Annotated in this window: 12 protein-coding genes and 1 tRNA gene; 4 read left to right on the top strand and 9 right to left on the bottom strand. The window is 53.9% G+C overall.

What is annotated here, in order from left to right:
• Positions 1–5: 5 nt before the first annotated feature.
• The gene (locus tag ACQKLP_RS11945) at positions 6–563 is read right to left on the bottom strand and encodes a thioredoxin family protein (protein WP_427322975.1); all 558 of its coding nucleotides are present in this window, start codon (positions 561–563) and stop codon (positions 6–8) included.
• A gap of 13 nt (positions 564–576) precedes the next feature.
• On the bottom strand, positions 577–1,197 hold the full coding sequence (locus ACQKLP_RS11940) for a hypothetical protein (protein WP_427322974.1): 621 nt from the start codon (positions 1,195–1,197) through the stop codon (positions 577–579).
• 226 nt (positions 1,198–1,423) lie between these two features.
• Between ACQKLP_RS11940 and ACQKLP_RS11935 the strand changes: the two genes are divergently transcribed.
• Positions 1,424–1,696, top strand: coding sequence for a DUF4242 domain-containing protein (locus ACQKLP_RS11935; RefSeq protein ID WP_427322973.1), 273 nt, complete (start codon positions 1,424–1,426; stop codon positions 1,694–1,696).
• Positions 1,697–1,770: 74 nt separating this feature from the next.
• Here ACQKLP_RS11935 and ACQKLP_RS11930 read toward each other — a convergent pair whose 3' ends face one another.
• The 6 genes from ACQKLP_RS11930 to ACQKLP_RS11905 all read right to left on the bottom strand — a co-directional run bounded on the left by ACQKLP_RS11930 (position 1,771) and on the right by ACQKLP_RS11905 (position 8,654).
• On the bottom strand, positions 1,771–2,220 hold the full coding sequence (locus tag ACQKLP_RS11930) for a hypothetical protein (protein ID WP_427322972.1): 450 nt from the start codon (positions 2,218–2,220) through the stop codon (positions 1,771–1,773).
• Positions 2,221–2,338: 118 nt separating this feature from the next.
• Positions 2,339–3,991: an FAD-binding dehydrogenase gene (locus tag ACQKLP_RS11925; RefSeq protein ID WP_427322971.1), complete on the bottom strand. Its 1,653-nt coding sequence runs from the start codon at positions 3,989–3,991 to the stop codon at positions 2,339–2,341.
• A 20-nt stretch (positions 3,992–4,011) separates the two neighbouring features.
• A complete protein-coding gene (locus tag ACQKLP_RS11920; RefSeq protein WP_427322970.1) occupies positions 4,012–5,277 on the bottom strand; it encodes a hypothetical protein in 1,266 nt (421 codons plus the stop codon).
• 12 nt (positions 5,278–5,289) lie between these two features.
• The gene (locus ACQKLP_RS11915; protein ID WP_427322969.1) at positions 5,290–7,335 is read right to left on the bottom strand and encodes a hypothetical protein; all 2,046 of its coding nucleotides are present in this window, start codon (positions 7,333–7,335) and stop codon (positions 5,290–5,292) included.
• A 4-nt stretch (positions 7,336–7,339) separates the two neighbouring features.
• Positions 7,340–8,134, bottom strand: coding sequence for a hypothetical protein (locus tag ACQKLP_RS11910; RefSeq protein ID WP_427322968.1), 795 nt, complete (start codon positions 8,132–8,134; stop codon positions 7,340–7,342).
• Between the two features lie 443 nt (positions 8,135–8,577).
• Positions 8,578–8,654, bottom strand: a tRNA-Pro gene (locus ACQKLP_RS11905).
• A gap of 85 nt (positions 8,655–8,739) precedes the next feature.
• Between ACQKLP_RS11905 and ACQKLP_RS11900 the strand changes: the two genes are divergently transcribed.
• The 3 genes from ACQKLP_RS11900 (at position 8,740) to ACQKLP_RS11890 (ending at position 11,071) form a co-directional block, all read left to right on the top strand.
• Positions 8,740–9,120, top strand: a complete 381-nt coding sequence (locus ACQKLP_RS11900; RefSeq protein ID WP_427322967.1) for a cyclic-phosphate processing receiver domain-containing protein — start codon at positions 8,740–8,742, stop codon at positions 9,118–9,120.
• Positions 9,121–9,314: 194 nt separating this feature from the next.
• Entirely contained in the window at positions 9,315–9,701 is a 387-nt protein-coding gene (locus ACQKLP_RS11895; protein WP_427322966.1) for a hypothetical protein, read from the top strand.
• A 119-nt stretch (positions 9,702–9,820) separates the two neighbouring features.
• Positions 9,821–11,071 carry an NAD(P)/FAD-dependent oxidoreductase gene (locus tag ACQKLP_RS11890; RefSeq protein ID WP_427322965.1) on the top strand — a complete coding sequence of 417 codons (1,251 nt, stop codon included), beginning with the start codon at positions 9,821–9,823 and terminating at the stop codon, positions 11,069–11,071.
• Between the two features lie 19 nt (positions 11,072–11,090).
• On the opposite strand, the gene ACQKLP_RS11885 is transcribed toward ACQKLP_RS11890, so the two are convergent.
• Entirely contained in the window at positions 11,091–12,287 is a 1,197-nt protein-coding gene (locus ACQKLP_RS11885) for a hypothetical protein (RefSeq protein WP_427322964.1), read from the bottom strand.
• Between the last annotated feature and the right edge of the window lie 64 nt (positions 12,288–12,351).

Here is a 12,351-nt window from a genome sequence, read left to right as displayed (position 1 = left end):
CGGCGTTATGCATATTCGAGGACGGAAAGCAGCTCCTGCTGGAGGGATTTCCCTTTGTCTTCGTTATACCATTTCTGGATATCGGTTTTCATCCGCTCGAAGTCGGCCTTTTCGGCCTTCAGCTGGTCGTACACAGCCTGGCATCCTGCGGGCCGGGGGCCCCAGGTGAAGAGGTCTTTCCCTTCCGCATCCCGCGCAATGAGCTTGGGGATGGATTTGGTGCCGTTGGTGAGGTATTGGTTGATGAGGAACGGCTCGGCATCGCGGAGCTGGTACTCGGTGGTCACCAGCGGGTTCAGCGCGGCGATCTTTTCGAAGAACGGGATGTTATGCGCCGCATCTCCGCACCAGGGCTCCGTAATGATGATCCACTGCTGCGGCTGGGTGATGCGGGCCATGGCATCGTGCATCTCGTCAGTAACCACGCCCGTTTTGAGCCAGCGTTGCTGCCGTTGCCAGTTGAGCCGCGCGTAATTCAGGTAATCCGGGTTATCGTACGGCGCGGGCGGCTCGGGATTGTTGATGAGATGCTCCGAAATCAGGAGGTAATTCGCAAAATCCATATCTACACTTTTTTTAAGCGGGAACGCCGGCGTTCTCCAGCCAGTTCCCGATGATTTTTTTAAATGCGACGGCGGCATGATGCACGAGCACCTGCCAGTCTTCAGCGGCATTGCCGTCTGCCCCGTCGGAAATATATTTAAGGCACAGGAAAGGGATCCCTTCCTTCCGCGCGATGAGCGCCAGCGGATACGCTTCCATGTCGATGACGTTATAATCGTCCGTTTTATGGTCCATCTCGAAGCTGTCGCCCGTACCGCAAATGCCCTGCGGCAGACCCGGCACCGAAAGCCCGTATTGCAAAACGGGCTCCTCGCCGGAAAGCGGCGTTTCGTACAACCGGAAACCCAATCCCCGGACGTCCATATCCCGCTGGATGAACTGCGTGCAGCACACCACTTCGCCCCGCGCGAAAGTATGACTCCCGGCGGAACCGAGGTTCAGGATGAGGGCAGGACGGTTTTGCTGTAAATACCTGGTGAGATGGTAGGCGGCGTTCACTTTCCCGATCCCTACGATCAGGGGGTTGTACTGGTCGAATTCCCCCGCGGCTTCCGACTGCAAGGCAAAAACCAGCAGCGGACCCTGCCGCATGAGCCCCGAGATGATGTCCAGTCCGTCGTTTCCATTGTTCATATAATCGCTTCTGATAATATTATCCCAAAAAATCGATATCAAATTTACGACATTTACGGCAAACGGCTGTTCTTTAACGTTTTGCTAACAGCGCCCTGTAACAAGCAGGATGTAGCAGGATCTTCGTACATTCGGGTACTACTCCCGATCGCATCACTTCCGCGGGAAACGCGCATACATCAGCATGGTTCCATTTTATTCGCCTGCGGACCAACCCCATCATATTATGCCTAAATATGTCATCGAACGAGATTTACCGGGTGCCGGCAAACTGACCCCGGAGCAATTGAAGGCTGTTTCACAGACTTCCTGCGGCGTATTGTCCGAGCTCGGGCCCTCCATCCAGTGGGTCCATAGTTACGTTACGGGCGACAAAATCTTCTGCATTTACATTTCGCCCAACGAGGCGCTGATCCGCGAGCATGCCCAAAAAGGCGGTTTCCCCGCCACGGCGGTCCATGAGATCAGCGCGATCATCGATCCGGCAACGGCCGAGTAATCCATATCCACCTGAAACGGCATTGCCGGGCACCTGTCCGGCCCGGCAACGCTTTGCAATTCAATATTCATCTGTTATTCGTGAACGGAACGGATCCATTTTGCCGCCGCGCCCGGATCGGTGAAGAAATGCTCCTGCGGCCGGCTGTACCGCTCTTCGTACAGCGCGATCTTCGTTTCGTCCTGATGCGCATGCGCAGCGGCGAAGCAGCGGATGCCGCGCGTGTTGTACAACGGCAGGCCGTTCGCCTCTTCGAAGAGGTCCAGGTAGCCCACGCGCCAGCCATATGCCGCCAGCGTGAGCGGCACGATGTCGCGGAACTTTTTGTGCGTGTCGAAATCCACGGCTTTGAAGCCGTGCAGGTCCACAAAAATCTTGAACGAACCATTGTCTTCCACTTTTTCAAGGACTTGCCGCAAGGAAGCGGCCCAGGTTGAAACATCGGCTGCGTCTACTTGTCCGCTGATGCGGGTATGAATGAGCTTATCTTCGGGATGCCACCATGTGGCTGTAATTTTTTCCATCGCTGAGGGGTTTTGCATGGGAAGTTAATTCCTGGCGGAAAACGATGGCCCACATCCGTCGACAGACCCGCGAAATTCACGGCCCGACCGTCATTCCGGTTTTCCCAACGCTTCGCTTTTATTTTGCGGCGATAATGGCGCGGGCGGCCGTTCTTCCGGAAAAGATGCAACCGCCGAGGAAAGTCCCTTCCAGCGCGCGGTACCCGTGCATGCCGCCGCCACCGAACCCCGCGGCTTCGCCGGCCGCGTAGAGGCCGCCGATGCGCTCCCCTCCCGCGCGAAGCACGTTGGCGCTGAGATCGGTTTCCAGGCCTCCGAGGGTTTTGCGCGTGAGGATATGGAGCTTCACGGCGATGAGTGGCCCGGCGGCGGGATCGAGGATTTTATGCAAAGGGGCCGTACGGATGAGGCGGTCGCCAAGATAGCGGCGGGCGTTGCGGATGGCCATGATCTGCGCGTCTTTGCAGAACCCGTTTTGCAGTTCGTTATCGCGGGCGGTGAGGATTTTTTCGATGGAAGCGAAATCCAGCGGCAGATCGGGCGACAGCCGGTTCATGCCGGCCACCAGTTCGTGTAACGTATCCGCCACTACGAAATCGGCGCCATGTTCCTTGAACGCTTCCACGGGCGCAGTGGCCTTTTTCCCGAAAGCGCGCTTCACGACCAGTTTCCAGTCTTTTCCCGTGAGATCGGGATTTTGCTCGGAGCCGGATAATGCGAATTCTTTTTTTATGATTTTCTGGTTGAGGATGAACCAGGAATGATCGTACCCTGTATGCCCGAGATGTTCCAGCGTTCCCAGCGTATCGAAACCGGGGAACAGCGGCACGGGGAGCCGGTTGCCGGCAGCGTCGAGCCAGATGGACGAGGGGCCGGGCAATATGCGGATGCCGTGGTTTTTCCAGATGGGCGACCAGTTGGCGATGCCTTCCGTATAATGCCACATCCTGTCGGGATTGATGAGGTGGGCGCCGGCTTTTTCCGCCACGCCCAGCATTCGGCCGTCTACATGCTCCGGCACACCGGAAACCATATGCTTCGGGGCGGGCCCCAGGCGGGCGGGCCAGTTTTTGCGGACCAGCTCGTGATTGGCGCCGATACCGCCGGATGTGATGATGATATGGTCTGCCGAAAAATGGAAATCCCCTAAAACATCGTCCGGGCTTTTCTCGCCCCGTGCCGCTACAGACGGTCCTAATTCCACGCCCCTCACACCCCTCGCAACTCCATTCTCGACGATCAGTTCTTCCACCCGGTGCCGGAACCTGATTTCCACCAAACCTTTCTTTTCCGCTTCCAGCACCCGATTGGCGAAAGGCTCCACCACGCCGGGGCCTGTGCCCCAGGTCACGTGGAACCGCGGAACGGAATTGCCATGTCCAACTGCACCATATCCTCCCCGCTCCGCCCATCCTACCACCGGGAAGAATTTCAATCCGCGCGCCTTCAACCATTCGTATTTTTCCGTAGCGGCGAAATGCACGTACGCCTCCGCCCATTTGCGCGGCCAATGATCTTCCGGCCGGTCGAACGCCGCGGTGCCCATCCAGTCCTGCATTGCCAGGCAGAGGCTGTCGCGGATGCCCATCCGCCGCTGCATGGGCGTATCCACCATGAACAATCCGCCGAGCGACCAATACGCCTGTCCGCCCAGATGCCGTTCACTTTCCTGGTCGAGCAGCAAAACCCTGATCCCGGCTTCCGCCAGTTCCGCTGCGGCCACGAGCCCCGAAAGCCCCGCGCCGATGATGATAACGCCTGAATGTTGCATACGCTTAATATAGCGAATTTTCATTTCATTCCTGCGAATCGAAGTCCAGCCGTAATTCCGAAGGAAAACAGCCGCGTCATCAATTCCTGCTTGCTGAGCGGAGTGAAATTATAGTTCAGTGACGGACCGAAATATAAATCGGCGCACTTTATTATCCGTTTGTTATAACCTACCGCCAGCTTACCGATCCATGCATCCGTATTGACAGGTTCAGCCACTTCCCGGGCATCATGTAGCCGGGTGTAGTACAATCCTGTCTGGAACAAGAACTTGTTCGCCAGGTAATAGTAGGAAACCCCGCCGCCGCGGAACTCCGCGTCCATGTATACGCCCTGCCCGTCGGTCAATTTACCGTCTGCCCAATTGACGGCTGCCGTGCTGCGGAACCCCTCCTTGAGGACGAAAGCCTCGGCAGCAATGGTGTGGTTTTTCCAGAAACTGTATCCCAATCCCAGGTTTACGCCCAGCGCACCGATAGCGGATTCGGCCCTGTTACGGTCTTTGATGGGCTTGTCGTCTGCATATTGCGGCCTGTTGACGCGGACCATCCTGTTGCCGGCGCCGCCAAAGAAATTCACGGTAAATGCTACGCCGTGCACGGAAACAGCCGCGTCATGCACGGCGTACGGATAAATGGGATAAGGATCTTTCGTGCTGCCGGTACCATCACCGGAATTGATACCAGACGGATAATGTGGTTTCATATGGTATTGGAGGTCCTTCACGTTTTTTACCTCCTTCTTCAGCTTCTTCAAATTCAATACGGGCTCGCGATGCAGGATAATATCCGACCCCTTGATGGTTTCCGTTTTACTGAATTGGCCACCGGCTCCGATCGAATTTTGCGGCACTTCGCCTCCCAGTTGAATCAGATAGTCCTTTCCGTTTATATTGACATTTATCGCCAGCGGCTTTCCGGGATTGGTGTTTACGACATGGCCGCTACAGGCCAGGTCTATGTCATACGTTATTTCCGTATAGTCGCTATGGATGATGTGCTTGGCGATGGTTGTGATGATCAGTTTGACGCTGGCTTTGGGCGCCTCGGAATAGCCGATCCTCGTTTCGACCTGTTTAATATCTACCGTATAAGTATCCGTGCCATCTCCCTTATTTGCCCCAGGCGTGTACTTTTTACTTGTTAAACCCGGTTTTGCGGCTGGCAAGTGTGTCCAGGTTACCTGCATAGGCTCCGGCGCAGCCTGGGCGAACGAACCTCCGGGTTTCACAGCAAAAACCGCACAGATGAATATCGGAATATAAATCGCAATGAATTTGTTTGTCATGTTTGCTGGGTTTTACTTCCTGAACAAAATGTTATACGCATATCCCAGCTGAATTTGCGGGAAGAAATTATTGGCGTCTCCCTGCTGCCAGAAAAAGCGCCCCCGGGCAAATATCATCCCGTTTCCGCTACGGTTCGTTTCCACCCGGACGAGCATTTCCGCCATATGCGACAAGCGGGCACGTTTGTCCAACGACAGGATCGTAACGTCCGATTTCGTATCGCTCAGCACCTGCAGAAATTTATTGTTACTCATCAGCGTCGTGTTGTTTAGCTGGTAATACGCCATGAGGCCCACCCTCCGTTCGGAAAATAGTTCCACCGCCAGTTTCGGGAAAAACGTAATCGTATTGGCGCCAAATGCCTTATCAAGGTCTACTTCGCCAATTTTTCCATTGGCGACTGGCCTGATGCTGTCCTGTACGCGCAGGTGGCCGTATCTCGCGCCCAGGTCTATATACAGACTGAATTTATTGTCGGGCCAGTCGAACATGAATACATTCAGATCGAACTGGATCGAAGTATTTTCATATCTGCGCAAATCCAGATTGGTTGCATATGAGGGGGATACGATTACATTATTCTGGATAATACCCGCGTTCCGCAACGGGAGGACGCGGTCTTTATTCTCAATCTTGCTGAGGGTGGCAGACAGATAGCTGTAGGTAAACCAACCGTAGTCATACCGGCCATTTCCCTGGTGGCGGTTGGTGTTGATGTTGAATCTCCGGCCTACTTCTACCTGTACGAGCCCATTCGGTGCTTCTTCCGAGAAACCGGCCAGGTCGGTATAAATGCGTGAGTCGAAAAGCCGGATGTTTTTCTCCTTTTGCAGCTTCAAAACCGGCGTAGTAACGGGGTCGATATTATTGATCGCCATATCCGCCGGGCTATAATCCCGTGTGAACAATTGCAGCAGGTTGTCGTAGCTGGCGATCACATCGCTAAGAAAGATACACTCTTCCTTACGAGTGCTTTTTCGGTTGAAAAGCCGCAAATTCTCAAAATTCTTATAATTCTGGATCGACGAAAACCCGATGGCGTAGATATTCTCGAAAATATGGACATCCCCGAATTCCCGCGCCACTCTCACCTGGATCCTTTCTATATGTCCGCGCTCGAAGGTGATCGAAATATCTTTGATGGAAAGGATGCCATCTTTCTCCAGTTTCTCCTGTTGTTCCCGGATAGCAGTGGTGGCACTTTTATAGTCCTCCAGGGGTGTTGTCAGTTTATCTGTTTTTGCGGCAAATGATTGTTCTCCGGCTATTTCCTCCAGATTCTCCTTGACCTGCGCGATATCGATGGCACGGGTTTTCACTTTTTCAAGAAGCCCTTCCAATGCAGTTACCGTTACCTCTTTCTCCTTCTTTCGTGCTTCCACTTCCTCTTCGGTGCCTTCAGTGCCGGGGTCCTTTGCTTTATATTCGGTCAAAATGCTACCGATGACGAGTTCATGCTTCGCGATACTGGTATTTCTTTTACTGATCTCGTTCTGCAATTTCCGCATTGCTTTTTCTACCGCCTCTTCCCTTTGGCTGGAATTTTCATCGTTCGCATTCACCACTTTTACCGCCGGCCGGAACCGCAACGATCCGATTTCCTCGTTTTCATCTTCGTTAACCAGCGAATACAGCCACAGATACACCTGCTGAAGGCTATATTCATGGAAGAACTTCGCGTTCTGAGCCACTTCGTATTTCACGAGCTTCTCCGACATGTAATACCGGAAGGTGTTCAGATTTAGGTTATCGGCAATGACAAAGGTGGTATCTCCGCCCACGTCGCCCATGCGCAGAAAGGCAACGGTCATTTTTTTGGCGGTACGGTTGTACGTCGCTTTGATGTGCGCAAGGAACGAGTGTTTCTCCTCATCGAAAAAGATCTCGAACGATTTGGCTTCGATGGTAATTTCTTCCCGGGAAGGCGATTCGGAGACGCTTCTCTCCCCTCCTTCCACTACCGTTTTCACAACGGGATTTACCTGTGCATTGGCGATCTGCGATCCTAAAGCGATGAGCGCTGTCAGGAGGAAGTTGCGTAATATTTTATAGCTCATGCTGTTACTGCTTACTGGTTTGGGAAAGGATGAAGTTGACCTGGTTATCGAACGCAGTGTGGAGTTTCATGCGGAAAATGCATTTACCGTTCGTTGTATCGATCAGTTTGCGTGTTCCCGTTAGCGTCACGGAATCGAGGCTGAAGAGGATGGGCTGCAGGCCCTCCGTCAACAGCTCGCCGTCAAACGCCTGGAGCCCAGTGAAGAGGCCTTTGGCGTTGAGGTTCTTGCTGAATGCGGTTTTCAGGCGAAACGTGGCTGTACCGTCGGCCAGCACATACCCGCGGATCTGTCCGTAATACTTCGCTACCGTATCTGCCCCTTCGAAACCGGCGGAAACATTCCCATAAATTCCGCTGAGCGGATGCGGCTCCCTGCCACCGGCAGATATGATGCCGACATTGATGCGCTGGCTGTCGAGCACCATCCCCGTATTGACCCACTCCGCCAGGCGCACCGGCTCTCCGCCGGCAGCCAATGTGGGAATGACGTCGGTTACCTGCAGCGGACAATTATCGAAATTCTGCGTGACGGCGTTGCACAGCTCTGCAACATAACGGATGCCTGAAAGCGGTAGTTTATCGAGGTTGCGGATAAACATCCGGACCGTATCGGAACCAGGCACCGTCGTTTTCTGAAAAACGAACTCAACGGCGGCGATACCGTCTATTTTCGCCTGCAAGCGCAGTACCGCGGGCGGGGAGCTGACAGGCGGAAGCTCAAGCGAATTTTTGTTGCACGCAATGCCTGTGCAGCCAATGCAGGCTCCCAGGAGGAAAATCCTTCGGAATAACTTCATAGATAAAGAATACTATATGGATGTGTCGGAATAATTGGGAACGTATTCAGGTGAATAGGGTATCATCGAATTTTGGTTGACAAATAATTTACTACGGGGATCAGCACAAATCAATACAAAACCAAGGTAGAAAAAATCCCGCAAAAACAATAATATTTTTACCTGAAACCCATGACATTCACATGTTTGCGTAGACAGCCCGGCTGAAAATACTCACTTTTGAGTATTGGAAAATTGGAGAAATGTCCGTTTGCCGTTTTTTGGGGGAAATGGAAGATTTCGGCATCCCGCCGGGCCGGGAACATTTGATCGTCCGGGGAAAGGCATTTTGAAGATCTGCCGGGGCGTGGCGATGTACGACGCCGGACTATAAAGGCTTTAGGAGATACGGGAACCGGCGAACAATAAAAAAGGCCACCGGTTTTTACCTGGTGACCTCTTTCTGGTCGGGACGACTAGATTCGAACTAGCGGCCTCTTGCACCCCATGCAAGCGCGCTACCGGGCTGCGCTACGTCCCGAATTCCGGTGATTTTGTGTGTTACGGGGACGCGAAAGTAATAAATGTTTTCAATTCTGCATCATTGTCCGGAAAAAATTCATTTCATGGAGGATCGTATATTTGACGGAACCTTCACCATCATGGCTTATCAGCTTTTCCTCGACGACCTTCGGACAGTAGGCATGGTCTATAAAGATCGGCCCGCCAGTGATTTTGTCGTCGTACGTTCGTTCGAAGCGTTCAAATCCACGATCCTCGAGCGCGGGCTGCCGGCTTTCATCAGCTTCGACAATGATCTCGGGCTGGATGCATACGGCCGGTTGGCGCCTGACGGTTATGCCGCCGCAAAATGGCTGGTATACGAATCCGGATTCGATCTTTCGGAATTGAAATATTACGTCCACTCCGCCAATCCTGTTGCTGCCGAACAAATCCGCAGCCTGCTCCAGAATTACCAGGCCCACCTCCGCGACAACAAAGAATGATCCCCGCGGCACCTTCGTCATCCGCCGGAATTATCACTGCTGCCATTCCGCAGCGATGACAATCCACTTACAATTACGTATAGCCTATCCCGTTCCTGTTTATATTATTTGTTTGTTTTCGCATCCGTAAACACCTCCTGCAACTTCCGCATATTATCTTATGGTACATTTTCATCACCCAAAAAAACCATTGTATGAAAAAAGCACTCTTTATCCTGTTGGTATCCCTGGCATTCACCCACTTTCAGCAAGCCGCCGCAGCCGTTGCGCCGGCCTCCATGCAGCAAGCCGATTACCCGGAGCCCGTTCTTTACTACATGGCGCCCTTCGACTGGAGCTGCCAGCTCGTTTTCATCATGAATCCGGATAACGATACCATCATCGATATCTATTCCGTGAACACCGCTACGCAGCAGCGGACCTACTACGAGCACGACATCTCCATTTCCCCCGACGGTAAAAGCTATTCCCTCTACGTCGACAACACCGACGACGGCCGCACGGTGTACACCTACGGCACCATCAACGGAACTGCTGCGGGCGGATACGGATCCTCCGCAACCTGGAGCTATATATTCTAACCGTTCCCGATACCACAAATTCGCAAGACCTGCATTGCTGCAGGTCTTTTTTGTGCGCCCCCATCCAAAGCTGAAAATCCCCTTTCCCAATTTCTTTCATTTACCTACATTGCAGCGGTATGGTCCAAACCGACATCTGCATCATCGGCGCCGGCCCGGCAGGCGCTACCACCGCGCTTCAGCTGGCTTATATGGGCATTTCCTGCGTGGTGGTCGACAAGGCCGTGTTCCCCCGCGATAAGGTCTGCGGCGACGGCCTCAGCGGCAAAGTGCTCACCCTCCTTTCCCGCATCGATCCCGGCATTGCGGAAAGACTGCAGCAATATGTGCACAAGGAAGACAGCTGGGGCGTAACGTTCATCGCCGCCAATCGCATGAGCATCAACATCCCCTATCTGCCCGGCTATGAAAAACTGCCCGGCGAGCCACGGGGCTTCGTCTGCAAGCGCATTCATTTCGACAATTTCCTCGTAGAAGAACTGCGGCGCTGCCCGCAGGTGCAGTTGATTGAAGGAAAGTCCATCACGAAATACAACCTCCAACCCGACGGATACCTGCTGGCAGACGCCTCCGGCAGCCTGCAGATCAAAACCAAACTGGTGATCGCCGCCAACGGCGCGCATTCCGGTTTCACGAAAGACGTGGCCGGCATCCGCATGGAGCCAGACCATTATGTAGCCGGCATCCGGGCGTATTACAGCGGCATCAAAGGCCTGCACGCCGACAACCTGATCGAACTGCATTTCCTTAAAAACGTACTGCCCGGTTACTTCTGGATCTTCCCGCTGCCGAATGGCGAAGCCAATGTGGGCGTGGGCATGCTCAGCAAAGTAGCGCGGCGCAGGAAGGTAAACCTGAAGCAATTGCTGCTGGATGCCATACAAAACGATCCGGTGCTCCGGGAACGGTTCAGGGACGCCACGCTCCAGGGCATTATCGACGGGTATGGACTGCCGCTCGGCAGCAAGAAACGGCGCCTGTCGGGCGAAAGGTACATGTTGGTGGGCGACGCCGCCTTCCTCATCGACCCCTTCACCGGCGAAGGCATCGGCAATGCGATGTACTCCGCCCGCATGGCGGCCCAGCAAGCTGCGGCATGCATCGCCGCAAACGATTTCAGCGCCGCCGCCATGCTGGCGTACGACGCAAACATCGCGCGGGTATTAGGGCCCGAGCTGACCATGAGCACCCGGCTGCAAAAACTCATCCGTTTCCCCTGGCTGCTCAATATGCTCATGCGGCTCGGTGCCAGGAACAAGGAATTGCAGGAATTGATGACGTGCATGTTCCACGAAGTAGACCTCCGGAAAAAACTGGCAAAGCCGCAGTTTTACCTGCGGCTCCTGTTGGGGCGGGGGCTTCGCCCTTAAATATAGGGATGAAAAATGGTCACTTGTCGACCGAATACCCTTTCGTTGCGGCCAGTTGGAGGATCGACTGATTGATGGCCGTGCCCAGATCGTCTTTCACATTGGCCGTTTTGCGCTTGGCCTCGATGAACTCCTGCCGCTTTTTACCCAGTACGGCGATCGTTTTCTGGATACTGTCGCGTGCCTGTCCCTTCGCCGCGATCACCTGCCGGATTTCAGCCTCCGATTTGCCTTGCAGTTCCTGCGGAAGGTCGCCTTTACTGATTTTACTGAGCACGGCGTGGTCTTTTTTGCTACGCTCCACCAGGTCCCAGCTCTCGTTTTTGTACACTTCCTTCGCTTTGCTTACGGCACGTTCCGCCGAATTCGCGGCTGAAATGGATTTGGCGTTGTAATCCTGCTGCGCCTGGTTGCTTTTCTTTGCGCGGCCAACCGAGCCGTATGCAATGTAGGTGTCGTTCAGCTTTTCGTTGCACGCGTCGATCTGTGCGTCGTACGGCGTTTCGATGTATGTCACCTTCTCGTCGGAGTCGATGAAAAAGTATTTCCCTTTACCTTTGTCCGCACCGTCTTTCCACCGGGTATTTATACCTTCCTGCCTATCGCCACAGAAAATAGTATTGACGAAAATGCTTTTCCGCAGGGCATCTCCGGCGGCATTGACATAGGAAACGCGCCCCTGGTCGAAGGGCTCGTTGCCTGCAATATAGATCAGCTTCATATCGGCTTCGTCGCTTCCCCATTCCAGTGATTTCACAGCGGTATTGATCACGGCGCCGCAGTATTCCTGCCCACCGTTTGTTTTGAGCGAAAACAGTTTTTCCGACAGCAGGTCCAGGTCGGTCGTCAGGGGAAGCACTTCGCGGATGTGGCCGTTGGCTTCGGACAGTCCATCGTTCCCGTATTCATACAGTGCGATCTCGATGATGGGCGTTTTGCCCTGGTATTTCAGTGTGGTGAGGGTATTGATGATGTTCCACAGGCGGGATTTGGCCTGGTCGATGAGGCCGTCCATACTATTGGAGGTGTCCAGCAGCAGGGCCACCTGGATCCGCGTTCCGGTATTGTCTTTCGGTGAGGCCGGCGCCTGGGCGGGCAAGGGCGTTGCCATCGCAACCGGGGCTTGACGGGTTACGGGCGGAACTTGGTATTTCCAGGCAAGTAGGGCCGAGGTCAGGGCCAGACCGGTGATCCCGGTAATGATTACATTTTTCATATGCTTGGCGTTAGTTTGATGACCTGAAATTAGCCGGTCTCCCCCTACGCTTTCGGCACACTTG

It is taken from the genome of Chitinophaga sp. NPDC101104 (genome assembly GCF_050277495.1).
Lineage (GTDB): Bacteria > Bacteroidota > Bacteroidia > Chitinophagales > Chitinophagaceae > Chitinophaga.
Note: the sequence above shows the minus strand (reverse complement) of the source record. Positions and strands in the feature narration are given on the sequence as shown.